General features: G+C 41.3%; 32 protein-coding genes. 3 read left to right on the top strand and 29 right to left on the bottom strand.

Features of this window, described 5'->3' with window-relative positions; genetic code table 11:
- Positions 1 to 59: 59 nt before the first annotated feature.
- The 3 genes from ASE42_RS12530 to ASE42_RS12540 all read right to left on the bottom strand — a co-directional run bounded on the left by ASE42_RS12530 (position 60) and on the right by ASE42_RS12540 (position 1664).
- Complete coding sequence (locus tag ASE42_RS12530) at positions 60 to 404, bottom strand: hypothetical protein (protein WP_008344451.1); 345 nt, start codon at positions 402 to 404, stop codon at positions 60 to 62.
- A gap of 229 nt (positions 405 to 633) precedes the next feature.
- Complete coding sequence (locus ASE42_RS12535) at positions 634 to 870, bottom strand: DUF2164 domain-containing protein (protein ID WP_024422853.1); 237 nt, start codon at positions 868 to 870, stop codon at positions 634 to 636.
- Between the two features lie 212 nt (positions 871 to 1082).
- Positions 1083 to 1664, bottom strand: coding sequence for a TetR/AcrR family transcriptional regulator (locus ASE42_RS12540; RefSeq protein WP_056767192.1), 582 nt, complete (start codon positions 1662 to 1664; stop codon positions 1083 to 1085).
- A 272-nt stretch (positions 1665 to 1936) separates the two neighbouring features.
- Here ASE42_RS12540 and ASE42_RS12545 point away from each other — a divergent pair, with 272 nt between their 5' ends.
- Complete coding sequence (locus ASE42_RS12545) at positions 1937 to 3190, top strand: MFS transporter (RefSeq protein ID WP_056767195.1); 1254 nt, start codon at positions 1937 to 1939, stop codon at positions 3188 to 3190.
- A gap of 28 nt (positions 3191 to 3218) precedes the next feature.
- Here ASE42_RS12545 and ASE42_RS12550 read toward each other — a convergent pair whose 3' ends face one another.
- The gene (locus ASE42_RS12550; protein ID WP_008359679.1) at positions 3219 to 3656 is read right to left on the bottom strand and encodes a peptidylprolyl isomerase; all 438 of its coding nucleotides are present in this window, start codon (positions 3654 to 3656) and stop codon (positions 3219 to 3221) included.
- Positions 3657 to 3978: 322 nt separating this feature from the next.
- Between ASE42_RS12550 and ASE42_RS12555 the strand changes: the two genes are divergently transcribed.
- On the top strand, positions 3979 to 4863 hold the full coding sequence (locus tag ASE42_RS12555) for a DUF1002 domain-containing protein (protein WP_024422856.1): 885 nt from the start codon (positions 3979 to 3981) through the stop codon (positions 4861 to 4863).
- 39 nt (positions 4864 to 4902) lie between these two features.
- On the opposite strand, the gene lysA is transcribed toward ASE42_RS12555, so the two are convergent.
- The 23 genes from lysA to ASE42_RS12670 form a co-directional block, all read right to left on the bottom strand.
- Positions 4903 to 6228 carry a diaminopimelate decarboxylase gene (gene lysA, locus ASE42_RS12560; RefSeq protein WP_056767198.1) on the bottom strand — a complete coding sequence of 442 codons (1326 nt, stop codon included), beginning with the start codon at positions 6226 to 6228 and terminating at the stop codon, positions 4903 to 4905.
- 115 nt (positions 6229 to 6343) lie between these two features.
- A complete protein-coding gene (locus tag ASE42_RS12565; RefSeq protein ID WP_029708045.1) occupies positions 6344 to 7816 on the bottom strand; it encodes a spore germination protein in 1473 nt (490 codons plus the stop codon).
- Complete coding sequence (locus ASE42_RS12570) at positions 7770 to 8378, bottom strand: stage V sporulation protein AE (RefSeq protein ID WP_024422859.1); 609 nt, start codon at positions 8376 to 8378, stop codon at positions 7770 to 7772. The genes ASE42_RS12565 and ASE42_RS12570 overlap by 47 nt, the downstream gene beginning before the upstream one ends.
- Before the next feature lie 6 nt (positions 8379 to 8384).
- Positions 8385 to 8735 (bottom strand): stage V sporulation protein AE, encoded by a 351-nt coding sequence (gene spoVAE / locus ASE42_RS12575; RefSeq protein WP_007501045.1) that lies wholly within the window; start codon positions 8733 to 8735, stop codon positions 8385 to 8387.
- On the bottom strand, positions 8735 to 9751 hold the full coding sequence (gene spoVAD / locus ASE42_RS12580; protein WP_056767201.1) for a stage V sporulation protein AD: 1017 nt from the start codon (positions 9749 to 9751) through the stop codon (positions 8735 to 8737). The genes spoVAE and spoVAD overlap by 1 nt, the downstream gene beginning before the upstream one ends.
- A 12-nt stretch (positions 9752 to 9763) precedes the next feature.
- A complete protein-coding gene (gene spoVAC, locus ASE42_RS12585; protein WP_024422861.1) occupies positions 9764 to 10216 on the bottom strand; it encodes a stage V sporulation protein AC in 453 nt (150 codons plus the stop codon).
- A 20-nt stretch (positions 10217 to 10236) separates the two neighbouring features.
- Positions 10237 to 10653, bottom strand: coding sequence for a stage V sporulation protein AB (locus ASE42_RS12590; protein ID WP_024422862.1), 417 nt, complete (start codon positions 10651 to 10653; stop codon positions 10237 to 10239).
- Positions 10643 to 11263 (bottom strand): stage V sporulation protein AA, encoded by a 621-nt coding sequence (locus ASE42_RS12595; RefSeq protein ID WP_024422863.1) that lies wholly within the window; start codon positions 11261 to 11263, stop codon positions 10643 to 10645. Before ASE42_RS12595 ends, ASE42_RS12590 begins: the two co-directional genes overlap by 11 nt.
- A 114-nt stretch (positions 11264 to 11377) precedes the next feature.
- A complete protein-coding gene (gene sigF / locus ASE42_RS12600; protein ID WP_024422864.1) occupies positions 11378 to 12145 on the bottom strand; it encodes an RNA polymerase sporulation sigma factor SigF in 768 nt (255 codons plus the stop codon).
- 13 nt (positions 12146 to 12158) lie between these two features.
- Positions 12159 to 12599, bottom strand: a complete 441-nt coding sequence (gene spoIIAB, locus ASE42_RS12605; protein ID WP_024422865.1) for an anti-sigma F factor — start codon at positions 12597 to 12599, stop codon at positions 12159 to 12161.
- Complete coding sequence (spoIIAA, locus tag ASE42_RS12610) at positions 12596 to 12949, bottom strand: anti-sigma F factor antagonist (RefSeq protein ID WP_024422866.1); 354 nt, start codon at positions 12947 to 12949, stop codon at positions 12596 to 12598. The genes spoIIAB and spoIIAA overlap by 4 nt, the downstream gene beginning before the upstream one ends.
- A gap of 161 nt (positions 12950 to 13110) precedes the next feature.
- On the bottom strand, positions 13111 to 14265 hold the full coding sequence (locus ASE42_RS12615) for a D-alanyl-D-alanine carboxypeptidase family protein (RefSeq protein WP_370880883.1): 1155 nt from the start codon (positions 14263 to 14265) through the stop codon (positions 13111 to 13113).
- A 158-nt stretch (positions 14266 to 14423) separates the two neighbouring features.
- Positions 14424 to 15236 (bottom strand): purine-nucleoside phosphorylase, encoded by an 813-nt coding sequence (locus ASE42_RS12620; protein WP_056767204.1) that lies wholly within the window; start codon positions 15234 to 15236, stop codon positions 14424 to 14426.
- A gap of 11 nt (positions 15237 to 15247) precedes the next feature.
- On the bottom strand, positions 15248 to 16432 hold the full coding sequence (gene deoB, locus ASE42_RS12625; RefSeq protein ID WP_056767208.1) for a phosphopentomutase: 1185 nt from the start codon (positions 16430 to 16432) through the stop codon (positions 15248 to 15250).
- Between the two features lie 153 nt (positions 16433 to 16585).
- A complete protein-coding gene (gene xerD / locus ASE42_RS12630) occupies positions 16586 to 17476 on the bottom strand; it encodes a site-specific tyrosine recombinase XerD (protein ID WP_056767212.1) in 891 nt (296 codons plus the stop codon).
- Between the two features lie 6 nt (positions 17477 to 17482).
- Positions 17483 to 17710, bottom strand: coding sequence for a YqzK family protein (locus ASE42_RS12635; protein WP_024428058.1), 228 nt, complete (start codon positions 17708 to 17710; stop codon positions 17483 to 17485).
- A 117-nt stretch (positions 17711 to 17827) separates the two neighbouring features.
- A complete protein-coding gene (gene fur, locus ASE42_RS12640; protein ID WP_024422872.1) occupies positions 17828 to 18280 on the bottom strand; it encodes a ferric iron uptake transcriptional regulator in 453 nt (150 codons plus the stop codon).
- Between the two features lie 110 nt (positions 18281 to 18390).
- Positions 18391 to 19035 carry a stage II sporulation protein M gene (gene spoIIM, locus ASE42_RS12645; protein ID WP_024422873.1) on the bottom strand — a complete coding sequence of 215 codons (645 nt, stop codon included), beginning with the start codon at positions 19033 to 19035 and terminating at the stop codon, positions 18391 to 18393.
- A gap of 116 nt (positions 19036 to 19151) precedes the next feature.
- Positions 19152 to 20282 carry a S8 family peptidase gene (locus tag ASE42_RS12650; RefSeq protein ID WP_082580756.1) on the bottom strand — a complete coding sequence of 377 codons (1131 nt, stop codon included), beginning with the start codon at positions 20280 to 20282 and terminating at the stop codon, positions 19152 to 19154.
- Between the two features lie 110 nt (positions 20283 to 20392).
- Positions 20393 to 20614, bottom strand: coding sequence for a hypothetical protein (locus ASE42_RS12655; protein WP_024428056.1), 222 nt, complete (start codon positions 20612 to 20614; stop codon positions 20393 to 20395).
- A 68-nt stretch (positions 20615 to 20682) separates the two neighbouring features.
- The gene (locus tag ASE42_RS12660) at positions 20683 to 21135 is read right to left on the bottom strand and encodes a GNAT family N-acetyltransferase (protein WP_056767217.1); all 453 of its coding nucleotides are present in this window, start codon (positions 21133 to 21135) and stop codon (positions 20683 to 20685) included.
- On the bottom strand, positions 21122 to 22303 hold the full coding sequence (locus tag ASE42_RS12665; protein WP_056767221.1) for a TIGR00375 family protein: 1182 nt from the start codon (positions 22301 to 22303) through the stop codon (positions 21122 to 21124). Before ASE42_RS12665 ends, ASE42_RS12660 begins: the two co-directional genes overlap by 14 nt.
- Complete coding sequence (locus ASE42_RS12670; RefSeq protein WP_046311676.1) at positions 22300 to 22857, bottom strand: NUDIX hydrolase; 558 nt, start codon at positions 22855 to 22857, stop codon at positions 22300 to 22302. Before ASE42_RS12670 ends, ASE42_RS12665 begins: the two co-directional genes overlap by 4 nt.
- A gap of 168 nt (positions 22858 to 23025) precedes the next feature.
- Here ASE42_RS12670 and ASE42_RS12675 point away from each other — a divergent pair, with 168 nt between their 5' ends.
- A complete protein-coding gene (locus ASE42_RS12675) occupies positions 23026 to 23949 on the top strand; it encodes an aldo/keto reductase (protein WP_056767444.1) in 924 nt (307 codons plus the stop codon).
- Positions 23950 to 24084: 135 nt separating this feature from the next.
- Here ASE42_RS12675 and ASE42_RS12680 read toward each other — a convergent pair whose 3' ends face one another.
- Entirely contained in the window at positions 24085 to 24489 is a 405-nt protein-coding gene (locus ASE42_RS12680; protein WP_235566773.1) for an antimicrobial peptide LCI, read from the bottom strand.
- Between the two features lie 194 nt (positions 24490 to 24683).
- A complete protein-coding gene (locus ASE42_RS12685) occupies positions 24684 to 24908 on the bottom strand; it encodes a YqkE family protein (RefSeq protein ID WP_056767226.1) in 225 nt (74 codons plus the stop codon).
- Positions 24909 to 24989: the final 81 nt, after the last annotated feature.

Raw genomic sequence — 24989 nt, forward strand, 5'->3', positions numbered from 1 at the left:
AATGCAACAATCAAGATTTCTTCACACAAAAAAAGCCTCCTTATAGGAAAGGAGACATGTTAATTAACGACTTTTACTACTTTTATCAGTCCATCTATTCTTTTTTCATTACTAAAGTAGGCTTTAATACGATCGCCTTTTTTCAGATCAGCCACATCATCTTCAAATTTCTTACCATTAAAAATGATTTTTGTGCCATTCTTCGCTTGACCGTAATATTCATCTCCATCAATTTTCGTAATGGTATATTCATAGATGGTATAATCTTTATCATTATTTGTTAAGCTTTCGCCAATGGCTGTTGGCACATCTTCAATTTTCATGCCATTCATGTATAAATAACCTGCGCCTAAACAAAGCAGTAAAACAAATAAGATCGCAATTTTTAATTTAATTTTCCCCATATTTAGAACCTCCATCATCTGCACTTCGCCTATTTGTATGTTTTATTCCTTCTTTTATTGAAATAAAACCAAAAAAGCTGATTTTCATTAATGGTTACTTATATAACGATTTAGATGGCTCTTTGGTTCCACCTCTTAATCATTACATATGATACGAATATGCGTTCTTTATTAAGGGGGTCTTTTTCCTGTTTATTAGTTCGTAACACACCATACTGCAAGCTTTTCATTATATTCTTTTTTCGAGTGCAAATAAGTCTTCCTCTAACAATTGTGACCGCTGAACAGCGATGCTGCGGCTGTCGCGAACCCCTTGATTATAGTAGTAGCTTCCAAGGTTTTTTGTGATAAATTCTAGTATATTAATGGCTGCTAATTCACCAATCTCTTCTTCTCGTTCTTCAGCAAAATAACGCTGAATGGCCATCGTCATTTGATTTTTCTCTTCTTTTGTGAGTGGTTTCAAAGTATCCCCTTCTTTCTTTCCAATTTCTTCATTTGCATCTGATATGCTGGCACCCCGCGAATACGAATGTTTGTTCTCCTATCATATCATAAAAATACATTCTGTGCATGACTGCCCTATAAGAAAAAGCGTATTTTGATGTAATGGATCAAATACGCTTTCACTATGCTGTATGATTTTTTCATGGAAGCTGTCATAGCGTGTTGTCCATTTTATTTTAAAATGGATAGGATCGTCGCTACAGAATGATCTACAAATGAACGCTCTGGACGTGACTTCATGAGGACGGTAAGCCCGATGAAAGAAACGACCAGTGTCTGTGCTAAGGCTTTAGCATTCAAGCTGCTTTCAAGCTCACCCGAGCGAATACCTTGCACAATCTTTTCTTCAAATATGACCGAAAGATACATCTGATGCTCTCTTGTCAGAATTTCAAATTTCTCTTCGTGTGGAGCAAGTTCCACTATCGTATTAATGCAAAAACAGCCTTTACTCGGGCCATCTCTATATTCCTCTTCCACTACATCTGTAAATAAAATATGAAATGCTTTCTTTACAGATTGATTGTTTTGAAGTTTTGTTCGAATACGGGCTGCATGCTGCTTTGTATATTTACGTAATGCAGCCTCAAATAACTCCTCTTTATCTCCAAAGGCTGAGTATAAGCTTGGCCGCTGTATTCCCATTTTTGCAGTCAAATCGCTTAACGTTGTAGCTCTATACCCCTTTTCCCAAAAAAGCACCATTGCATCATCCAACGCTTTTTCCTCATCAAACTCACGCTGTCGAACCATCCTCAATTCCTCTTTTCAACAATAAAATCATTTCACCAAAACAATTATTCATTTATTTGTAAGGATATCATTTTTTATTACCAATCAGTACATTATAATTTTATTTTATTCATGTAAAATTGTCAAACTGTCTTTCTTTAATCAAGATCAACTTAGAATAACTGGATGAAACTCTTGACTTTAAAATATTTTATTGGTTATCATTAACAGGAATCATTTTATACCGATCGATATATTATACTTTTTAGTATAAAAAGGAGAGGATGCAATGAATGGTTAAAGATAAAATGACTCCAAGAGATCATCCTGATATGAATTTTCGATTAAAACCTGAATCAAAGATGAGTCACTATATGGCACTACTTTTTGCAGCAGCGTGCGGGATGGCTGTTGCAAACATATACTTCGCACAACCGTTACTAGATTCACTGGCAGACGAGTTCGGTATCACGTATTCATCCATTGGTATTATCATTACGATTACTCAGCTTTGTTATACGGCGGGGCTGCTACTGATAGTACCGCTTGGTGATCTGTTGAATCGACGACGGCTCATTATCGGTCAGATGCTTTTATCTGTGCTTGCCCTCATTCTAGTCGGCATCGCTCCTATCGTCACCGTCTTATTTCTAGGATTAGCAGTGGTCGGACTGCTCGCTGTAGTCACTCAGGTACTCGTTGCGTTTGCAGCAAGTTGGGCTGCTCCAGAAGAACGCGGCCGTATAGTCGGCTTGGTGCAAAGTGGAATCGTAACCGGCATTCTTCTCGCTCGAACCTTTGCTGGTGTATTAACCGATTTTGCTGGCTGGAGGTCTGTTTATCTTGTTTCTGCCGTCATCATGCTTATCCTAACTGGCGTATTGTTCCGAGTGCTCCCGCGTGATGACAGCAAAAGAGAGTCATTATCCTATGCTCATCTGCTTCGTTCAATGTTTGTATTGTTCATACAAGAACGAATCCTGCGCATCCGTGGGATTTTGGCTCTTCTGATTTTTATCGTCTTTGGTACGTTATGGACTTCACTCGTACTGCCTCTCAGTACTGCGCCATACTCTCTTTCACATACTGCAATTGGCGCATTTGGTCTTGCTGGAGCAGCCGGAGCGTTAGGGGCTGCTCGGGCTGGCAGCCTTGCTGATCGAGGTTTTGGACAGTTCACAACTGGTATAGCCCTTGTCCTATTATTCATTTCATGGTTTTTCATCAGTTTGACTGAACATTCACTTATTGCATTAGTCATTGGCATTATCATTCTTGACCTATCTGTGCAGGCAGTACACGTAACGAATCAGACTATGATTTTCACAGTGCGGCCTGAGGCGAGAAGCCGGCTTACGGCCGCTTACATGATTTTTTACTCCATCGGCAGTGCGACCGGTTCAATTGTTTCAACCAGTATATACGCGACCTATGGCTGGGGCGGAGTATGTCTCTTTGGTGCCTCTATCAGCGCTTTAGCCATTTTGTATTGGTTCATCACCTACCGCCTAACGAAACAAATCACAGGAGGCTCACAAACAAAATAAAAAACACCGCGATAAGCGGTGTTTTAGATTAAGCATCTACAACTTCAACTTTTTCCATGCCTTGCCCTTGCTCCATATCAAGTACAGCCTCGATACCAGATGTTACCTTGCCAAAAACCGTGTGAACACCGTTTAAGTGCGGCTGCGGGTCATGTACGATAAAGAATTGACTGCCGCCTGTGTCTTTACCAGCATGTGCCATTGATAATGAACCTCTTTCGTGCTGATGTGGATTTCCTTCTGTTTCACATTTAATTGTGTAACCAGGACCACCCGTTCCATTACCGTTTGGGTCGCCGCCTTGGCTGACGAAGCCTGGTATCACGCGGTGGAATTTTAATCCATCGTAGAAGCCTTCATTCGCTAATTTTTCAAAGTTTGCTACTGTACCTGGAGCAGCCTCTGGGTAAAGTTCAAACTCAATTTTCTTTCCATTCGTTAATTGTATGTATCCTTTTTTCGCCATTTTTCACATTCTCCTTTCAGGTTAAACAACGCTCATTATAGCACATTTTCGGTGATGTTAAACATCCCCTGCTCTTCGATTGTCATTTACCTCTTAGCTGATGATTGATAAAATAGGGTTGCTTGATTCTTTTTTCCTAATAAAATGATATTTGACTGAATGACATGTCTTCATTTATCGGAACAGGAACACATCTTAAAAAGAAAATTGAAACGTCAAGCCAATTTGTTACGTCTATATGATGGAGTGCACTACTTTACGTGTACTCAAAAGCTAAAGTTTCTCTTGAAAGGGGAACGCTTTCGACTTGAAGGAGGTCAACATGTTTAAAAAAATGATGCTTGGTATGATGGCAGCGCTCCTTTTCCTAATTGGTGCGCCAAAAGTCAGCTTAGCGGATGCAGCTGTCGGCGATGTCATCGTCACACTCGGGCAAGACTTAACACCGGCTGATCGCCAGAAGGTGCTTGACGAGTTGAATCCACCTGAAAATGCGACAAAAATTGAAGTAACCAATAAAGAAGAGCACGAATATTTAGGAAAATACATCCCTCGTTCTTCTATCGGGACGAGAGCATTATCATCTTCATCAATCACCATTGAAAAATCAGGTACTGGCCTGACTGTGGATACACACAACATCAAGACCATTACAGATGAGATGTATTTAAATGCTTTAATGACAGCAGGTGTCAAAGATGCCAAGGTTGTCGTGACTGCTCCATTTGAAGTATCTGGTACAGCCGCACTGACGGGCTTACTAAAAGCGTATGAGGTGTCAAGCGACAAAGCCATTCCAGAAGATGTGAAGCAGGTGGCAAACGAAGAGCTTGTGACAACTTCTAAATTGGGTGACTCTATCGGGAAAGATAACGCTTCTGCCCTTATTGCAAAAATCAAAGATGACATTGCAAAAAACGGTGTCCCTAAAACCACAAAAGAAGTAGAAGAAAAAGTGGATCAGGCTGCTTCTGATTTGAACTTAAATCTGACGCAGGATCAAAAAGATCAGCTTGTCTCGCTATTTGATAAAATGAAAAACATCAATATCGATTGGAATCAAGTAGGATCTCAAATTGATAAAGCAAAAGACAAGATTACTAAATTCATAGAATCGGATGAAGGGAAAAACCTTCTTCAAAAGATTTGGGATTTCTTTGTCTCCATTTGGAATGCGATCGTTTCTGTATTCACTGGAGGAAAATAATTCATGAAAAAAAGCTGCCTGAACACCAGGCGGCTTTTTTTAAGTAGATGATTTCACTTTTGATTGATACGGTAAATCAAGTTTCACAATGTCCTCATATGTTTCACGCTCAACCACAAGCTGCGCTTCCCCGTCTTCTACAAACACAACAGCTGGGCGCGGGATACGGTTATAGTTGTTTGACATACTATAGCCGTAAGCTCCGGTACAAAAGACAGCTAATAAATCCCCTTGTGATAATTCTGGCAGATCGATATCCCAAATGAGCATATCTCCGCTTTCACAGCATTTACCAGCAATTGAAACCGTTTGATCATGCGTTTGGCTCATTTTGTTGGCACTTGCCGCTTCATATTTCGCTTGATATAAAGCTGGACGAATGTTGTCACTCATTCCACCATCTACTGCAACATAATCACGGATGCCAGGTACATGTTTTGATGATCCGATCGTATAAAGAGTCGTCCCTGCATCTCCTACAAGGGAACGGCCTGGTTCTATCCAAATCTCTGGCATATCGAACTCGTAGCGGGCCACGTTCTCTTTCACAGCTTGGATAATTTTTTCGACATATTCTGTCGCAGGAAGTGGTTCATCCTCTTCTGTATAACGAATCCCAAAGCCGCCGCCTAAGTTTAATACTGTAGAAATAAAACCAAATGATTCTCTCCATTCATCCAGCTTCAAAAAGATTTTATCGGCTGCAAGGACAAAACCAGCCGTATCAAAAATTTGTGAACCAATATGACAATGAACACCTAAAAGCTCGATCACTTCTGACCCAAGCACTTGTTTCACCGCTTCATCTGCTTGTCCATTGTGAAGATCAAAGCCAAATTTTGAATCCTCTTGACCTGTCGTAATGTAATCATGCGTATGCGCTTCGACACCAGGCGTGATGCGGAGCAATACTTTCACTTTTTTTGACAGCTCTTGACCAAGCTGTTCAATGAGCTTCATTTCATAAAAATTATCCACAACAATACAGCCGATCCCGTGCTCTAAAGCCATTTTTAATTCTTCTCTGCTTTTATTATTGCCATGGAAATGAATTTTTTCTACTGGGAATCCAGCGCAAATGGCTGTGTGAAGCTCACCGCCTGATACGACATCAAGAGATAATCCTTCTTCTTTGGCAAGCTGAAACATGGCGATGGAGGAAAATGCTTTACTCGCATATGCTACCTGTGCCGTTAATTCTTCTTCTATAAATGCTTTTTGAAAGCTTTTTGCGCGCTCCCGTATTAAAGCCACATCATATACATAAAGTGGTGTCCCATACGTTTCAGCTAAAGAAACAGCATCAACACCACCAATTTCTAAATGACCGAGTTCATTTTGTCTGCAAGTGCCGTGTAAATACAATGTCATTCCCTCTTTCTCCGCTTCGGCTGAAAAAAGGCAGCTGCGTGAGCTGCCTTTTGCCGTGTCTCAAAGTTAAAAATACAATATCACAATCTTCAGCCACTTTCAATGAGCGTTAAGAATTTGGCGGAATTTTTGATCTGTTTTGAGGGTGAACGATGCTCGGCCTTACTTTTGAGCCAGGAACAGACGTCCGAATCAGCACTTGCCACAAAGCCTTTCCATTGAAAGGAATGAATGGCCACATATAAGGCGTCTGTAATGAACGAATGGATGTTAAATAAATGATTAACAACGTAAAACCAATGATGAGTCCATTCAGCTTAAAGATTGCCACTAGTGCTAGGATGATGAGCCTTACAATCTTATTGGCGACACTCAGCTCATAGCTTGGCGTTGTAAAGGTACCGATCGCTGCCAGCGAGACGTATAAGATGACCTCTGGTGTAAATAAACCGACATCAATAGCGATTTGTCCAATTAAAACAGCCGCGATCAACCCCATGGCGGTCGATAATGCGGTTGGCGTATGAATGGCTGCCATCCTTAAAAATTCCACCCCAAAATCAGCAAGAAATACTTGGAGAATGACAGGGATATGAGAAGGTTTGTTAAACCCAATATAGCTTAAATTGTCAGGCAGGAGATTTGGTTCGAGAATAAAAAGAAACCAAATCGGCAAAAGAAAGGTAGAACATAAAATGCCTAAAAAGCGTACCCATCTTAGGAACGTACCAACGGCAGGCGCCTGGCGGTATTCTTCTGCATGCTGAACGTGGTGAAAAATAGTGGTTGGTGTAATGATGACACTAGGGGATGTATCCGTAATGATGATGACATGCCCTTCTAATATGTGGTTAGCGGCGACATCCGGACGCTCGGTGTAACGCACTAGCGGAAAGGGATTATATCCTTGCTTAATTATAAATTCTTCAATCGTTTTATCAGACATCGTCAGCCCATCGACTTTGATTCCTGATACTTCTTTTTCTATAATATCTACTAAGTCAGGGTCTGCAATATCTTCAATATAGCAAACACAAACATCCGCTTTTGAACGTTCGCCTACTTTGAGCATTTTGTATCTCAGCTTTTCATCCCGCACTCTTCTTCGAATAAGTGCTGTATTCACAATAATGTTCTCAACAAAGCCGTCCCTTGCTCCCCTGACCACCTTTTCTGTATCCGGCTCTTCAGGCATTCTGCCAGGATAGCTTCTAACATCAATGATAAAGGCGTAGTTTTCACCTTCTACAACGACTGCTACAAGCCCAGACAGTACTTGATCCACTGCTTCATCCAGCGTTTCTACCTTGGAGACCTGCTGATTGACGAGGCGGTTCTCGACTACATGTGCAAGATCATCGGATTCAGGTTCGTTGTCATTGATTTCGATTAGCTCTTTTAATAAGTAGATAATATACTGTGTATCACACAATCCGTTTACATAGTAAAGCTGGATTTCCTGATCGTGTATATAAATTTTCCGAACACCAAGGTCAAAGCTGAGACCCATTCCGACATTTTCCTTGAAGTAATCTTCATTTTTCTTCGGGTCTCGGTACACGTTTACCTTGTCTTTCTTCATGGAAACCACTCCTTTCTAATATTAATTCCACTGCTTTCATCGTGATTGGAGATCCCTTGCTCAGATCATCTTTCCGTCCCATCTTGCCAATATCTCCAATCCCGACAACTAACGGAAGATTGAGGGAGTCAAGACAATACACTGTATCACCGCTCATTTTATGGGGCTCCATTTCGGGAAGACCGTGTTTGTCGACACCGTATTCTGTCAGTTCACCTTCCCTGTCAATGGAGACATGGACCTTTGTCCATTCGGCTTGGTGCGTTTTGGATGCCACTGCAATCGCTCCAATGACTTCGATTTCAGGGTGGCGCGCCACATGTTTCATCGCTGTCTCGCCTGTTCCTTCACCTGTCAGTCCAGAATCATCGAACATCACAAAGACTGGATCATACGGCGTTTTTAAAATCATCTGAACAAGTTCAGGTCCTGTCCGTTTGCTTGGATTTCCTTTTGAGCTGGAAATACATCGTCCGCCAACGTTTTTAGCGGCAAGCTCAATGGTTTTGGCAGCATATATATCTCCGTCTGTCACTAAAATGACTTTCCGTCTTTGCCCCATATTCGGTTATCCTTTCGGTTTAAAGATAAGTGCGATAATAAATGAAAATAAAATCGCAGCTGATATTCCAGCAGAGGTTAATTCAAAGATACCGATACCGATGCCGATGAATCCGTGCACATCTGCCTGATGCATGGCCCCATGAAGCAAGCTATGACCAAAGCTGACAATTGGTACGGTTGCGCCCGCGCCTGCAAATTCAATAAATTTATCATAAATACCGAATCCGTCTAAAATGGTACCTGCCACAACAAAAGTAGTCATGACATGTGCAGGCGTGAGTTTGAGTACATCTAGCAAAAGCTGGCCAATGACGCAAATAAGTCCGCCTGCCACAAAAGCGATAAGATAATCCATTAGCTCTCTCCTCCTGCACGCTCAAATACGACACCGTGCGCAATGGTTGGAATGGTCTCTTTTTGCTGAACCATCATTGGGCTGAGTAACGCCCCGGTTGCCACAACGAGTACTCTTTGCAGATTCCCTGCTTTCATTTCCTTAAAAATATGACTAAATGTCACAACAGCTGAACAAGCACAGCCGCTGCCTCCAGCGAATACGTTTTGGTCGGGTGTATAGATGATTAAACCGCAATCATCGTGCTTTCGCCCAAGCTGAATGCCTTCTTCTTTCAAGAGATCCTTTAAGATCGGTGAACCAATGCCTGATAAATCTCCAGTTAAAATCAAATCGTAATCATCTACTGTTCTGCCTAAGTCTTCTAAATGCTGCTTGATGGTATCTGCCGCTGCTGGTGCCATGGCCGATCCCATATCAAATGGATCTGTAATGCCAAGATCCATGACCCTGCCTACCGTTGCGCTCGTAATTTGAATTTGAGAGGGCTCTTGGCTGATAATAACGGCTCCGCCACCAGTTACTGTACTTGTTGCTGTATCTGGCTTTTGTCCCCCGTATTCTGTCGGATTACGAAATTGGCGTTCTGCAGTCGCATTGTGACTGCTTGTTGCTGCGATGGCTCTATTTGCAAAGCCTCCATCAATGAGTGCTGACGCAATGGCGACCGATTCCATTGAAGTCGAGCATGCCCCAAACAAGCAGAGAAACGGGATCTTCAGCTCTCTTGCCACATAGTTTGCTGTGACGTTCTGGTTGAGTAAATCTCCAGCCAGCAAAAGATCAATATCGCTTTTTTGCAAATTTGCTTTTGATAAAGCGGTTGATATCGCATCATCCATGAGCTTCCTTTCAGCCATTTCCCAGTTTTTTTGATCACAGTGCATTTCATCGTACGTTTTATCAATTAAATGACCAATCGGACCTTCTTTTTCTTTTGGTCCTGCAGCAGTTCCTTCTGCATTGACATAAAGCTTGTGCTCAAATACCCAAGATTGTTTACCTGTTAGTTTCACCTTTCATTCCTCCTACGAAAACATCTTTTCCAAGACGTATCGAATGATCCCTACGACATATGCCGAAACGACACCAAATACAATGACGTTCCCAGCGAGTTTAAACATATTTGTGGCAACACCTAAAACAAGCCCTTCACTTTTATGCTCAAGGGCAGCACTTGTCATACTGTTAGCAAAGCCTGTCACCGGGACAGCTGATCCGGCTCCAGCAAACTGGCCGATTCTATCGTAAATACCGATACCCGTTAATAGAGAAGAAATTAAAATGAGGGTCGCCACTGTCGGGTTCCCTGCTGTCTTTTCGTTAAAATCAAAAAAGTGGATATAGAAATGTTGCAGCCCCTCACCTATCAGACAGATTAAACCGCCAACTAAAAACGCCTTAATGCAGTTGAGGACATAAGGAGGTTTGGGCTGATACGTTTTCACCTTAGATGGATAGTTCTCTTTTAAACTCGACACGTGTTGTTCCCTCCAATTGATTAAATATAAATAAGCCAATGAAATAGTGAACCAAATACCTTTCCTAAGACGATGGCCATGAGCAGCAAAACAATTTTCCCGTCCATTCCAATTCTTTTCGTTAATATAGGAAGTACATTTAATACTTCAGTGAGTGCAGCTGCAAGCATGCCGACGAAGATGCCTGATAAAAGACCGACCGGCATCGCCAGCCATTTGGTTAAATGAAGATGTATTTGACTTAAGGTGGCCCAGCCGCCAACAACCGCCCCGCTAATAACAGCCGCCTCGTACCCTTGTATGAAGCGCTGCGTTTTGGTTAATTGCATTAAGCGGGGAATGATGCCAAGCACTGTAAGAAAAGCCACAAATCCTGCTCCGACCGTTAAACCGCCGCCAAGTCCAACGAGTACGACAAAAAGCCACTTACCGATCATGGATATCCTTCAATGTTTCTTTATTTTCATTGAGTGCGACATAATGATCGAGATCGAGCTGATATTTAAACATTTCCACTTCGAGCGGACTTGGTTCTTCATTTAAACGCTTTTTAAATACATGATTGAAAAACAAAATCATGCCAAAACCGAGTCCAAAGCTATATGGAATTTGTAATAAATACGGATGCTCAACCGTTTTCCCTGTGATCATTTCATATAGGCGGATATGAACGAGACGCATACTGACATCCTCGTGGAAATTCATAATGGCAAGCGCCGCTCCAACAAATAATAGGAGCCATACAAACACAAATAAAACGGGAGAAAGCTGGCGTTTGCCTGTATCAATTTCAACAATGGCCTCAGAGCCGCCAACGGTTTGAATGTCGATATCTGGCCACGTTTTTTTGATCGTTTTGACGACATGCATGATATCAAGAACGGCGATGTGACGATCCTTTTTGCTGACATGATACACCGGCATTTTACTAAGCTTTTGCACAGCAAACTCATCACCAGTGATTTGGGCGATATCCTCTAAATAAATGAGCTGATCAATACCGGTCTTGATTCGATGGCGCAGCCGAATAAAGATTTGTCCGTCCATCCAAGTCACTTCCTATACGATGGGTTAAAAATAGTATGTGGTGAAAAATGGTTCTCATACTGATAGAACTTGATTTACCGGTAATTACCACACAAAAAAAGCCAGCCGAATTGGCTAGCTGTCTTTTTGATCCATTTGCATTTGGATTTGTTTTAAAATTTTCTTTTCAAGCCGTGAGACTTGTACTTGTGAAATGCCAAGTCTCTCTGCAACCTCAGATTGTGTCTGGTCTTTATAATACCTTAAATACACAATGAGTTTTTCCCGTTCTTCTAATTCCTTGATCGCTTCTTTCAATGCGATTTTGTCAAACCATCTTTCCTCAGAATGATCGGCAATTTGATCAAGCAATGTAATCGGATCCCCATCATTTTCATATACCGTTTCATGAATGGATGAAGGGGAGCGCACCGCTTCTTGGGCCAGGACGACATCCTCTGGTGTGATATCAAGGTATTCGGCAATTTCCTGAACGGTCGGCATTCTTCCATGAGACTTAGACAATTCATCCCTTGCCCGCCGTATTTTATTTCCAAGTTCCTTTAATGACCGGCTGACTTTGACCGTTCCATCATCCCGAATGAATCGCTGAATCTCGCCAATGATCATGGGGACGGCGTACGTTGAAAACTTTACATCATATGACAAATCAAATTTATCAACAGATTTCAGCAGTCCAATACAGCCAATCTGAAACAAATCATCTGGTTCATATCCCCTATTTAAAAAGCGCTGAACAACGGACCAAACAAGACGCATGTTTTTTTCTACGAGGAGGTCTCTTGCTTGCTGATCACCGTCTTGGCTTTTTTTGATGAGCTCTTTGACTTCATCATTTGACAGCTGGGCTTTTTTAGCTTGCTTTTTTACCTCCACATCCATATGAGCAGCTCCTTTAATTACAAAGCGCTTTGCTTTTTGATAGATGCTTTGTTAAACGGATGGTCGTGCCCATTTCTGGAGATGAGTCCACCATGACATCATCCATAAAATTCTCCATGATGGTAAAGCCCATTCCAGAGCGCTCTAAGTCTGGTTTTGTGGTGAAAAGCGGCTGTCTTGCTTCCTCAAGATCTGTAATACCCATCCCTTCGTCACGGATGGTGAGGTAAACGACATGATCATCTAATGTGACATGGATGTGCACCTTGCCATCTGGATTCCCATCATAGCCATGGATGATGGAGTTTGTCACTGCCTCAGATACGACGGTCTTGATTTCTGTTAATTCATCTAAAGTCGGATCAAGCTGAGCGATAAATGCCGCGACTGTCACCCTCGCAAATGATTCATTTTGGCTTAATGCCGAAAAAGTCAGGTTCATTTCATTTCTCATGATGCCACCCCCAATGTTTGCAAAGCCGTTTGCTCAGAAGGCTCCATCCGAATGATTTTAAACAAGCCAGACATATCAAATAACCGGTTCACTGCTGGCGAGATGGCACAGACGACCATTTCCCCGCCAAGCTGCTTAATTTCCTTATATCTTCCTAAAATCACTCCGAGTCCTGAGCTGTCCATAAACGATAAATCAGCCAGATTCAGCACAATGTGGCGAATGTCCTCTGTTTCCAAATAATTCGTCACCTTTTGTCTCAATGTTTCTGCGGAGTGATGATCGAGCTCTCCTGTTAACCGAATGCAAAGTACGCTCTCTTTTACTTGAAAATCAATACCAAGGCTCATTTTTTATTCCTCCTTGCTCTAATTTCGGATAATGAATGTTTCTCTTTTATATGAAGTAAATCCTTCACCATGACAAAACTAGTGACCATTCGTCACATTTAGATGTTCTTTTCTTTTTCCTCATAGCAAAAAGACTGCCAATTACAGCAGCCTTTCGCCTTTTATTTCCATTTTACAAAATCAGCCATCGCCCGTTTGAAGAAAGTCCAAACGCTTGCCTTTTCCATTCCTTCTTTTGCTTCTACAGGACTTTCATGCAGCACTTTTCCATCTTTTTTCAAGACGATCGTACCAAGTTCCGTTCCTTTTGAAAATGGAGCCTTGACATCATGAGACAATTTGATTTCTTTTTTGATCTGATCCACATTTTCGCCTTTTTTCGTTAAAAGGGAGATCGGTTCAGAAGTAACGAGCTGAATGTTTTTCTTTTTCCCTTTGCTCACTTTGACCTCCGCCACATCTTGCCCTCTTTTGTAAAGCGGATGAGTCGTATATTGACTAAATGCGTAATCTAACATTTTGACTACCTGAGCGTTTCTGTCTTTCGGCGTGCTTGCGCCGAAGACAACTGCAATGACGCGCATGTTACCTTTTTTAGCAGATGCAGTTAAACAGTATTTCGCTTCACCTGTAAAACCTGTTTTCACCCCATCGACCCCTGGATAAAATTTAATTAGACGGTTTGTGTTGACAAGCCAGAATTTTTTATCTGTGTTTTGCCGTAGATAGTCTTCGTAGACACCTGTGAATTTGGTGATTTGTTCATATTTCAACAGCTCTTTTGCCATTATTGCCATATCGTGAGCTGTGCTGTAATGGTCTTTTTCAGGAAGTCCTGTTGGGTTTTGAAAGACTGTTGAGGTGAGGCCAAGCTCTTTCGCTCTTTTGTTCATCTGCTCTACGAACTGTTCTTCAGATCCTGCAATATGCTCTGCCATGGCAACTGAAGCATCATTTCCTGAAGCAATCGCAATGCCTTTCAGCATTTCTTTCACGGTCATTTCTTCTCCTGGTTCAAGGAAAATTTGTGACCCTCCCATGGACGCTGCATAGTCGCTCGTTCTGACCTTGTCTGTCATTTTCAGTTTACCCTGATCAATGGCTTCCATGATGAGAAGCATCGTCATGATTTTGGTCATACTTGCGGGTGCAAGCTTTTCATCGCTGTTTTTGTTGTAAAGCACCTTTCCTGTGTCTCGTTCTATTAAGATCGCTGATTTGGCTTCGTGTGCCAATTCTGATGTTTGTTTTTCTCCTGGTTTTTCAATCTTTTCTTTTGCTATCGCTGATGGTGAAACCATTGAGATAAGGATCATTAAAATAAACAATGCACATATATGACGTTTCAAGTGGCAGACCTCCATTATCGTAATCCTTTCTATTTTTTCCTCATACAGGCTGTTTTATTCAGAGATCGTATGATTACAAATAAAAAAGCCTTCTGCTTGGGTAGCAGAAGGCTTCTGGACACATGCTATGAAAGTTGTTTGACAATATCTTTTACTAAATCAAGAAAACTTGCTTTCACTTTTTCCGTTACTTCGATCACTTCATCATGAGACAGCGGCTGATCCAAAATACCAGATGCCGCATTGGAAATGCATGAAATACCAAGCACTTTCATTCCTGCATGACGCGCAACAATAACTTCTGGAACAGTCGACATGCCAACAGCATCTGCTCCAAGTGTTCTTAAGAAACGAACTTCAGCAGGTGTTTCATATGAAGGGCCTGTCATCCCTGCATAAACCCCTTGCTGTACAGATATGCCTAAACGCTGGGCTGTTTCTTCTGCAAGTGCCAGCAATTCTTTATCGTACGGTGCAGACATATCAGGGAAACGAACACCTTGACTGTCATTTGGGCCAATTAATGGATTGGTCCCCATCATATTGATATGATCTGTGATTAGCATGAGATCTCCTGGACGGAATGACGTATTCACTCCGCCGGCTGCATTTGTGACAATGCATGTGTCAATGCCAATTTCTTTCATCACACGGACAGGAAACGTCACTTGCTTCATATCATATCCTTCATAGAAATGAAAACGTCCTTGCATCGCGCAAACGACAGTGCCTTTCAGCGTTCCGATCACGAGCTGCCCTGCATGTCCCTCTACTGTTGAAACAGGGAATCCAGGAATATCTTCATATTTTATTTTGATTGGATTTTCAATCTCATCTGCTAAAATGCCAAGCCCTGATCCTAAAATCAATCCAACTGTTGGTACATATGTCGATGCTTGTTTAATGTATGCCGCCGCTTCTGAAAACTGTGCTCCCACGAGATTTCCCCCTATTTGAGTTTAGATAAAAAGCTTGTTCCGTATTTTGGCATCGCTATCTTGAAATTATCTGCAACGGTTGCCCCAAGATCAGCAAACGTTTTTGCTGTTGGCAGTTCATTTGCTTCCTGATGCTTTTTGCTGTAAGCAATGAGCGGAACATATTCTCTTGTATGATCTGTTCCGTGATGAACAGGGTCATTTCCATGATCTGCTGTGATCACAAGAAGATCATCCTCTTTCAACAGGTCAAACACTTCAGGAAGACGTGCGTCAAATTCCTCTAGTGCTTTTCCATAACCCTCTGGATCTCTTCTATGTCCGTAAAGAGCGTCAAAATCAACAAGGTTTAAAAAGCTGAGTCCTGTAAAGTCTGTTTTAAGTGTATCGACCAGCTTGTCCATTCCATCCATGTTTGATTTTGTTCTAAGAGATGATGTGATTCCTTCGCCGTCATAAATATCAGAGATTTTTCCGATCGCAATGACATCGAGTCCATCATCTTTCAGTTCATTCATGACTGTACGGTCAAATGGTTTTAACGCATAGTCATGACGGTTTGGCGTTCTAATAAATGCGCCAGGCTCTCCGACAAACGGACGAGCGATAATCCGTCCAACCATATATTTTTCATCTAATGTAAGTTCACGGGCAATTTCACAAATACGGTAAAGCTCATCTAATGGCACAACTTCTTCGTGCGCAGCAATTTGCAGCACAGAATCCGCAGATGTATAAACGATTAAATCACCTGTTTTCATGTGCTCTTCGCCAAGCTCATCTAAAATTTCCGTACCAGACGCTGGTTTATTGCCAATAATACCTCTGCCTGTTTTTTCTTTTAGTTCATTTAATAGTTCATCTGGGAATCCGTCTGGAAAGACTTTGAACGGTGTGTCTATGTAAAGACCCATGATTTCCCAGTGTCCTGTCATTGTGTCTTTACCATTTGATGCTTCTTGCATTTTTCCATAATACGCAAGCGGTTTTTCATCCGCTGGAATTCCTTTGATTTCTTTAATATGACTCAGCCCAAGCTTCGCCATATTCGGCATATGAAGCCCGTTCATTTTTTCAGCAATATGTCCAAGTGTATCTGCACCTACATCATTAAAATCAGCAGCATCTGGTGCTTCCCCAATTCCTACTGAATCCATGACGACGAGGAAAATACGTTTATACTGATAATCAGGCATTAAAAAGCGCCTCCTTCAATATTCTTGTCTTTTGACCTTACAAACAGTGAGAGGTCAGACATCTCAAGTATAAACCGTTTACAAGCCAGTTGACAACCATAAACGGTGTAAACATGAAAAAGCATGACACCCGTTCACTGTGTCATGCTTTACTTATGCCCTTGGATGGAATTTGTGATACACATCTTTCAGTCTTGTTTTCGTCACATGTGTGTAAATTTGTGTTGTTGAGATATCGGCATGTCCGAGCATCTCTTGTACGGCTCTTAAGTCCGCACCGTTTTCAAGCAGGTGTGTAGCAAATGAATGTCTGAGCGTATGAGGCGTCAGTTCCTTTTGAATCCCTGCTTCGATGGCTCGTTTTTTTAAGTTCTTCCAGAAGCCCTGGCGCGACATTTTTTTCCCGTGATGATTGAGAAATAGGGCATCGGACGGCTGTTTTTTTAACAGCTTGCTTCTTCCCTTTTCAAGATATTCTTCAATCGCGCTTGCAGCAGCTTCACCGATTGGCACAATACGCTCTTTTCTTCCTTTTCCAAAACAGCGGACAAAGCCCATTGTGAGGTGTACATCGGCAAGGGTCAGATCCAGCATTTCACTGACGCGAATGCCTGTTGCATATAAGAGCTCAAGCATCGCTTTGTCTCGGTAGTCAAAGGGAGTGTGCTGATTTGGTGTATCAAGCAGCTTTTCGACCTCCCCTAATGATAAAACTTTCGGTAAAGTCCGCTCTGTTTTTTGCGTTTCAATATTCCAGGACGGGTCATCCGTTGTCACTTTTTCCCGAAGCAGAAATTGATGAAAGGAACGGATCGATGATAGATGCCGTACAGATGTTTTGCTCGATTTCCCTTCCTCTTTTAGCTGCTTTAAATAATGAATGATATGCAGGCGCGTGACATCATTGATATCCGTCAGCTGTTCATGTGTCATTAAAAAAGACAAGTAGTTCTGTAAATCTCTTTTATAAGAAACAATGGTATTTTCAGAGAGTCCTCTCTCTACGGTCATAAAATGAATAAAGTCGGATAATTGATCGTTCAATGATTTCTACTCCCCGTTTTGATAAAAATAAATCAATCGATCTTGCCAGTTGTCTTGATTCGGCTGATCCATTTCCATCACTTTAATTGCTGCACCCTCTGGTTTATCATAACGATGGTAGCTTTCATATTCTGAATTTATCCATATCATAGCATAATAGAACAGGACGGTAAAACCAGTGAACAAGATAAATACTTTGATCACTTCACCTGTTGTTTTGAGCCATTTTCGCATGATCTTCAAGTCCTTTCTCACCTTCTCATTACTTCAGCATATGCCAGGTGGGACAAGGAATATACAGCGAAAATGCAAAAAACCTCTTCATCTTAAATGAAAAGGTTCCAATTCGGATTATTTGCCGGATTCATCATCATGACACCGGTGGCAAATGCCGTGAAATGTCAATCTATGATCCTTAATTTTAAATTTCCAGTCACGTTCAATAATCTCTTCGACATCTTCTAATAAATCTTCTTCTATCTCATCGACTGTTCCGCATTCCATGCAGACAAGATGATGATGGAAGTGAGCGGCTCCTTCTTTGCGAAGATCATATCGCGAAACGCCGTCTCCAAAGTTAATTTTATCAACAACTTTCAGTTCAGTGAGCAATTCTAACGTCCGATAAACAGTAGCAAGACCAATTTCAGGAGACTTCTCTTTTACGAGGAGGTATACATCTTCTGCACTTAAATGGTCTTCTTCATTCTCAAGCAGTACTCTTACTGTGGCTTCACGCTGTGGCGTGAGCTTGTAGCTGGAAGAATGAAGCTGTTTCTTAATTCGATCAATCCTATTTTCCATTGACTTTCCCTCCTACGCCACATTACTTGATCATTATATCAAATGATGTGCTGAGAGCCAACTATAATCATTTTAAATTGATAAATAAATTGATTATTAATTAATAACAATTATAAAAGAACACCTGCCAGCTTTTTCATCAGCATGAATGATATGTACGATTCAAAAAAAGACGAAAGTGCAGCAAGCGCTAAAATCATCAGCAGAACTGATGCATACCGGCCAAACCACTGGACGGGTGCTTGACTGATGGTTTTTTTCATGAAGAGCTGTCCAATGAGACGGATGGAAAACGCAATCGCACAAGTGCCAATCACTAAATAGGCTGGAATGAGCAAAATGTTTTGCGGAAGCACCGATACGAACGAGAGAAAAAATCCACTCAGCCCCATTTGATTCACGAGAAAACCAACAGTAAACCCCACAACAATTCCTTTTAAAAAGATCATAAGAAAGATAAGCGGCAGACCAACGATGGAGATTCCCAGAATCCACATAAGGCCTAAATATTTCATATGATGCAGGAAGCTTTGTAAAAACATTTCTTTTGATTCTGCTGCTTTCTCATTTGTCAGCTGACCAAAAAATTGATTTAAATAATAGAATAAATCCTCTTTCTGGCTGAATGTCATGCTATTGACAATGATGGCACCGAAGATCACACCCATTAAAAAGAGTACAGAGACAAATAAATAAATCGAGAGATGATCTTTTACGTGCTGAAGAAGATGCTCCTTCCAAGACTTTTTCCGCATGTGTCTTCCTCCCAAATCGTAAGGTTACTAGATTCTATGAGAGAGATTACGAAACATGACAGTTTTATCGAAAGAAAAAAGAGAAAGCAGCCTGCTCACTGCTTTCTCTTTTTCATTTATCGTGCGGCTTTTTGTACGTTCACAAGCCCGGCACCATAATAAAAAGGTTCTCCAAGCTTTGTCGCCGTTTTTGACAATCTCTCGCGCACTTCATCGTTTGTCAGATTCGGATGTTTTGATAGAATAACAGCCGCAGCGCCCGCTACATGCGGTGATGCCATTGACGTTCCGCTCATGTAGCCGTATTCGTTATGAGGAATGGTGCTCAGCGTTGAAACGCCTGGTGCTGAGACTTCGATTTCCTCGCCAACAGATGAATCAAAGGCTCTTTGCTTTTTTTGGTCAACAGAGGCAACCGCCATCACTGAGCTGTATTTAGCCGGATAGTCAATCGTATTGAGAGAGCCATAGCTTCCTTCATTCCCTGCAGAAGCCACAATGAGAATCCCTTTATCATACGCTCGATCTACCGCTTCTTTCAGCGCCTCAGATTCACTTGCTCCCCCCATACTAATATTGATGACATCCATGTCATTCTCAATGGCCCATTCAATCCCTTTTATGATCCAGCTATAGTAGCCGTCACCATTTTCATCTGCCACCTTGACAGCATAGATAGAAGCTTTTGGCGCAACACCAACGACACCTACCTTATTATCTAATGCGGCAATTGTGCCTGCCACATGCGTTCCATGTTCATGCGGATCAACAAGCGGATCAGACTCTGCCGGTACAAAGCTCACCCCGCCGGTGACATGTAAATCCTCATGTTTACCGTCGATGCCGCTGTCAAGAACGGCTACTTTGACATTCTGTCCAGCGTATCCTTGTTTATGTACCTTTTGTGCTTTGATGCTTTTGATGCCGTATGGAACAGTTTGACCGCTAGTTTTTGCTTTTTGGTCTTCCTCGATGAAGGTCACTTCTTTTGCTTCATTCAGTTTCTTTTTCGAAGTCTCATTCAATGACACTTTCATCATATCTATTTGCTCTATGGATTCTTTCACATGCCCGCCAGCTTCTTCTACAAGCTGTTTTTGTGTTTTGTCTTGAACGGAAGAAGAAAAGCCGATCATGTACTCTTTTTTTGCTTGCTCCTTTGCAGAAATATCTGACGCGCCAAACATGACCGATGCCACAAGCACACTTGTCATACAAAGCCCTGCTCCAAATGACTTGACGTTCACGATACTCACTCTCCCTTTCGTTTCTTTTTGTCATTTAACTACATTTTTAGACAAAAAGAAACGACCGTTTGTCCTATTTTTTAAAATTTTCCATTTATTTGATCTAGTTGTCACAAAAAAGCAAAATAAAAATGCTTATGATCCTCTTGATAGTGATCATAAGCATTTCGTCCTTTATGTTTTTTCATCATATGCTGCAAGGCTTCTTGTTTTGTTTTTGTCTTCCTTTCGTGTGTGCTAAAATGCGGCATGTTTCCTCTCGACAGTTCTGGATTTCGGCTGTGCTGCCTTTGGATATGCTCTCGTTTTTTCTTTGCTTTGCTTTTTCCCATTTGGCAAAACCCCTTTCGTTGACGTTATGATACACGATGTTTCATAAAAAAGATAGACGTATACACGTCTATCTTTCTGTTTTCACCATATCAAGATGCGGAATCCCATCTTCATCATAAACATCTGAGACGGCCTTGAAACCAAATGATTCGTAAAATGACTTCAGGTAGGCTTGCGCCTGTATTTTGACACTTGTTTCACCTAGTTCACTAAGCTTTTCTAAAGCCTTGATGAGCAGCAGCTTTCCATAGCCTTTTTTCCGGCCGGCCTGCGTCACAAGAATGCGGCCGATGGACGCCTCTTTGTACATGATCCCGTTTTGGAAAATTCGGCAATACGCCACAATGACGCCGTTCTCTTTTGCGATGAGATGAAGCGCTTCTTGGTCCCTGTGATCAATTTCAGGGTAAGGGCATGTTTGTTCTACAACAAACACGTTGACTCTTTCCATGAGAATCAAGTAAAGATCCTCTTTTGACAATTGTTCAAACGTTTGACATGTCCATTTAATGTGACTCATGATTGATATCCACCTTACCGTACACTCCGCCTCCACCAGCGATGAGTCCGACTTCGCCCTTCCTTGCTTTGATGATGTAGCCCGCTGTCTTTTCTGGCAGAACGGCTTTTAGTTCTTGTTCTGTTGCTTGATGTAAAATATTCATCTCTGTGTGAAACACGGCTTTTAGCTTCTCCAGTGTTTTAGGCCCAACTCCCGGAATAAACTGAAGCGGAAGCTGATGAACATAAGGAGGTCTCGTTCTTTTTTCACTTCCTTGGTCAGCAAGCTCTTTTAAACGTTCACTTACTCCTTTTGTCATCCGTGTATGTCCGCATACATGGCACTCTTTTTGATCTGGTGCGTGAGTTCTAACCCCGCATTTCTCGCAGGTCGTATGATAATACTTCCCAAGCCGCGGAGCAAGCCCATAATTTCCTGTGACAGCTCTACCATCTTTTTCTTCAAGGGCTAGCTTGAATTCGGCAAAAGAGGCATGATCCATTTTGATTTTTGTATATTCCCGCGCGATTTTCCCTAAAGAATGAGCATCTGAATTCGTTAAAAAGGGATACCGGTTCAGCTCACTCAACTGGGACGCCATTGACGTATCACAGCTAAGACCAAGCTCAACAGCATCAATAAGATCAGGATCAAATACTTCCGTTAAAGAAGTGTTCACCCCTTTGCCGTATAGACTTTTATGCGGCGTAAAAATATGAGCAGGAATAAACAATCCTCCTAGCTCCTTTACTTTGCGCTGAAGTGTTTTCCCATCAACATAGAGGCGCTGTGAACTCAAATGCACATTTTTCATATGAAGCGAAAGCCATGCGGAGAACTCAGACATTTTGTGTAATGTGGGCATAAATGCCAGCACATGAATCGGACCCTTTGAATGGTCATCATTGATCTCTAATTCACTGCCTAAAAGCAGCACTGTCGGTCCAAATGATAGACCGCCGTCATTTAGTTCCGTGTACCGGCCTTCCTCTACACCCTCTATTAACTCTTCTAAGACTTCTGGAGATTGTGCATCAATCACACCAATCATCCCCATCCCTTTACTTTCTGCTGCTTCAATGAGAATTTGGTCAATTGTCAATGACCTTGCACCTGTAATTTTGACAGCTCTGCCTGTTCTTGTTCTGCCAATATGAATATGGATGTCAGCAAAAAATTCCTTCATTTTGTTGACTCAAGTACCTCTTGCAGTTGTAAGTATTGAATGGCATAGGCTGTTTTTGCATCGTAAATATGCTGCTTTTCAATGAGGTGCAAGGCTTCTTCTAATGAAACTTCCATTACTTCGACAAATTCATCTTCATCCAGCTCTCTTTTTTCTTCAAGCGGAACTAGCTGATCTGCTAGATAAATGTGAACAATTTCATCTGCAAAACCAGGTGATGTATAAAAGGCCGTCAGCTTTTGAAGCTGCTGAGTTGTATATCCTGTTTCTTCTTCTAATTCTCTTAATGCTGTATGTGCCGGCTCTTCCCCTTTTTCTAGTTTTCCAGCCGGAATTTCAACGATGGCTCTCTCTAGTGCTTTACGGTATTGTTTGACCAAGATGATTTTATTTTCGTCTGTACGTGCAATGACAGCTACTGCACCAGGATGTTTAATGATTTCTCGTTTGCCTTGTTTTCCGTTCGGCAATTCTACATCTTCAAGTACCAAATCAATGATTTTTCCGTTGTATAATTCTTTCGACGATAATGTTTTTTCTTCAAAGTCCTTCAATTTTGTCAGCTCCTCGTTCTACTTTCACTTTTTACTTCATTTATTTTAACATAGATGATTTAAGAGAAGCGAAAAGCAGAACGCTTGCTTCAATGCGCCATTTGAAATCACCTAGCTTGAATTCCTGATTTTTTTCACTTAATGTGAAAGGATAGGAGTGTGATGGAATTGAAAAAAAGACGAATTGGCACCTCAGATCTTTTAGTGAGCGAGGCGGCACTAGGATGCATGTCTCTTGGGACTGAAAAAGAAAAAGCGCTCTCTTTATTAGATGAGGCCATTGATCTCGGAATTAACTATTTGGATACAGCCGATTTATATGATTTTGGGACAAATGAGGAAATTGTTGGGGAAGCCATCAAAAATAGACGGCAGGATTTGATTTTGGCGACAAAAGGCGGCAACCGCTTTGAAAAAGGCAAACCAGGCTGGGACTGGGACCCTTCAAAGGCGTACATAAAGGAAGCAGTAAAACAAAGCCTCAAGCGGCTTCAAACAGATTATATTGATTTATATCAATTGCACGGAGGCACGATTGATGACCCCATTGATGAAACCATTGAGGCTTTTGAAGAATTAGTAGAGGAAGGCGTTATTCGCTATTATGGCATTTCATCTATCCGCCCAAATGTCATTAAGGAATATGCCAAAAAGTCCAATATCGTAAGCGTGATGATGCAATATAGCTTACTCGACCGCCGCCCGGAAGAATGGTTCTCTCTTCTTGAAGAACAAAGCATTAGCGTCGTCGCAAGAGGTCCTTTAGCGAAAGGATTATTAACTGAAAAACCACTTTCTCAAGCAAGTGCAGCGATTCAAAAAAACGGCTATCTTCAATATTCATTTGAAGAGCTCCAGCAGATCATTCCTTCTTTAAAGAAAGTCGCTTATGACCTGTCCCTCACCGAACTGTCCATTCAATATGTACTGAAACATTCTGCGGTCAGTTCCGTTGTATTTGGCGCGAGCTCGGTGGATCAGTTAAAAGAAAACATAGCAGCAGCAAATGCACGTTCTTTAAGTGACCAAGAAGTCAAAGCATTAACTTACTATACAAAACCATCTGTGTATGAAACGCACCGGTTCAAATAACAAAAAAGATCATATGATGTAATCTCTCAGATTGTAGAAAAACTCATGTTTTTCTACAATCTTTTTATTTTAGCGTATGTATGATACTAGTGTTTCTCTATTAAAAATGAGGAGGGGCTAAAAGCCCCATTGTCCTTATCTTGCACTTTCATAATATGCATAATTTCCAGATTTGCCTTTAAGATAAAATGAAGTACCAAAGCGACTGAAACTATTTGCAAAAGAACCATTATCTGAATACATACATAGTCGATTACTTGCGCCTTTAAAAGGGGTTACAGAACAATCTACAATTGAAGTAGCCTTTGTACTCAAATCAGCATTCGTTAAATCATTTGTAGCAAGAGCTTGTCCAGAAACAGGTAAAAGCAATCCTAAAGATAAAGCGACTCCAGCCATTGTTTTTCTCAATTTCATGTGAATCATCTCCATTCCCAAATTTTGTAATACACCTTCGTTATAAGGAGAATGATCCTCTATCAAAAGGGTCTTAATGACCATATTTTCAATAAAAAGGAATTTAAATAATTCAATACTCACCTTTTTACTTCTATCTTAAACATAAGTTATGGGATTTCGTTTCGTTTGACTGTAGATATCATACTGTCACAATTCTGAAATGAAGTGATGTGAAGGGGGAAGAAGTGCTTTTCTCTTTAAGCACTTCTATGTTTCTGCTGTGGATCTATCTTAAAATGATGGTATGAAAAAAGAGAGCATCATCGCCCTCTTTTTTAGCTTTTATACTTTCTCCAGTCTAAATGGCTTTCATCTAGCAGCTCTGAAAAGCTTTTGTTTTTTTCTTTTTCTTTCTGCTGCCGAAGGAGGTCTTGTCGTTTTTGTTCTTCTCTTTTTTCTGTTTCGACGGCAAGGTTCTGCTTCATTTGAAGAAGCTTCTGTTTGACATCATCGTTTATGCCGTCCTTTAATTTCACTTGATCTTGTTTGGTCTTTTTCATTGTGCCTCTCTCCTTTTGACTTAGTGTATCATCCGTTTTATTTTCTGAGCAAGAGGCACGCCAATCTCCCAAGATGTGGTA

Source organism: Bacillus sp. Root920 (assembly GCF_001429445.1).
Lineage (GTDB): Bacteria > Bacillota > Bacilli > Bacillales > Bacillaceae > Bacillus > Bacillus safensis.

Excerpts from the sequence above, each read along its gene's own strand:
- ASE42_RS12530 (WP_008344451.1), bottom strand. The coding sequence starts at position 404 with ATGGGGAAAATTAAATTAAAAATTGCGATCTTATTTGTTTTACTGCTT.
- ASE42_RS12540 (WP_056767192.1), bottom strand. The coding sequence starts at position 1,664 with ATGGTTCGACAGCGTGAGTTTGATGAGGAAAAAGCGTTGGATGATGCA.
- ASE42_RS12545 (WP_056767195.1), top strand. The coding sequence starts at position 1,937 with ATGGTTAAAGATAAAATGACTCCAAGAGATCATCCTGATATGAATTTT.
- ASE42_RS12550 (WP_008359679.1), bottom strand. The coding sequence starts at position 3,656 with ATGGCGAAAAAAGGATACATACAATTAACGAATGGAAAGAAAATTGAG.
- ASE42_RS12555 (WP_024422856.1), top strand. The coding sequence starts at position 3,979 with ATGTTTAAAAAAATGATGCTTGGTATGATGGCAGCGCTCCTTTTCCTA.
- ASE42_RS12565 (WP_029708045.1), bottom strand. The coding sequence starts at position 7,816 with ATGAAGAAAGACAAGGTAAACGTGTACCGAGACCCGAAGAAAAATGAA.
- ASE42_RS12570 (WP_024422859.1), bottom strand. The coding sequence starts at position 8,378 with ATGGGGCAAAGACGGAAAGTCATTTTAGTGACAGACGGAGATATATAT.
- spoVAE (WP_007501045.1), bottom strand. The coding sequence starts at position 8,735 with ATGGATTATCTTATCGCTTTTGTGGCAGGCGGACTTATTTGCGTCATT.
- ASE42_RS12590 (WP_024422862.1), bottom strand. The coding sequence starts at position 10,653 with ATGATCGGTAAGTGGCTTTTTGTCGTACTCGTTGGACTTGGCGGCGGT.
- ASE42_RS12595 (WP_024422863.1), bottom strand. The coding sequence starts at position 11,263 with ATGGACGGACAAATCTTTATTCGGCTGCGCCATCGAATCAAGACCGGT.
- sigF (WP_024422864.1), bottom strand. The coding sequence starts at position 12,145 with ATGGATGTGGAGGTAAAAAAGCAAGCTAAAAAAGCCCAGCTGTCAAAT.
- spoIIAB (WP_024422865.1), bottom strand. The coding sequence starts at position 12,599 with ATGAGAAATGAAATGAACCTGACTTTTTCGGCATTAAGCCAAAATGAA.
- spoIIAA (WP_024422866.1), bottom strand. The coding sequence starts at position 12,949 with ATGAGCCTTGGTATTGATTTTCAAGTAAAAGAGAGCGTACTTTGCATT.
- ASE42_RS12615 (WP_370880883.1), bottom strand. The coding sequence starts at position 14,265 with ATGATCCTTATCTCAATGGTTTCACCATCAGCGATAGCAAAAGAAAAG.
- deoB (WP_056767208.1), bottom strand. The coding sequence starts at position 16,432 with ATGCCTGATTATCAGTATAAACGTATTTTCCTCGTCGTCATGGATTCA.
- ASE42_RS12635 (WP_024428058.1), bottom strand. The coding sequence starts at position 17,710 with ATGCGAAAATGGCTCAAAACAACAGGTGAAGTGATCAAAGTATTTATC.
- fur (WP_024422872.1), bottom strand. The coding sequence starts at position 18,280 with ATGGAAAATAGGATTGATCGAATTAAGAAACAGCTTCATTCTTCCAGC.
- spoIIM (WP_024422873.1), bottom strand. The coding sequence starts at position 19,035 with ATGCGGAAAAAGTCTTGGAAGGAGCATCTTCTTCAGCACGTAAAAGAT.
- ASE42_RS12655 (WP_024428056.1), bottom strand. The coding sequence starts at position 20,614 with ATGGGAAAAAGCAAAGCAAAGAAAAAACGAGAGCATATCCAAAGGCAG.
- ASE42_RS12660 (WP_056767217.1), bottom strand. The coding sequence starts at position 21,135 with ATGAGTCACATTAAATGGACATGTCAAACGTTTGAACAATTGTCAAAA.
- ASE42_RS12665 (WP_056767221.1), bottom strand. The coding sequence starts at position 22,303 with ATGAAGGAATTTTTTGCTGACATCCATATTCATATTGGCAGAACAAGA.
- ASE42_RS12685 (WP_056767226.1), bottom strand. The coding sequence starts at position 24,908 with ATGAAAAAGACCAAACAAGATCAAGTGAAATTAAAGGACGGCATAAAC.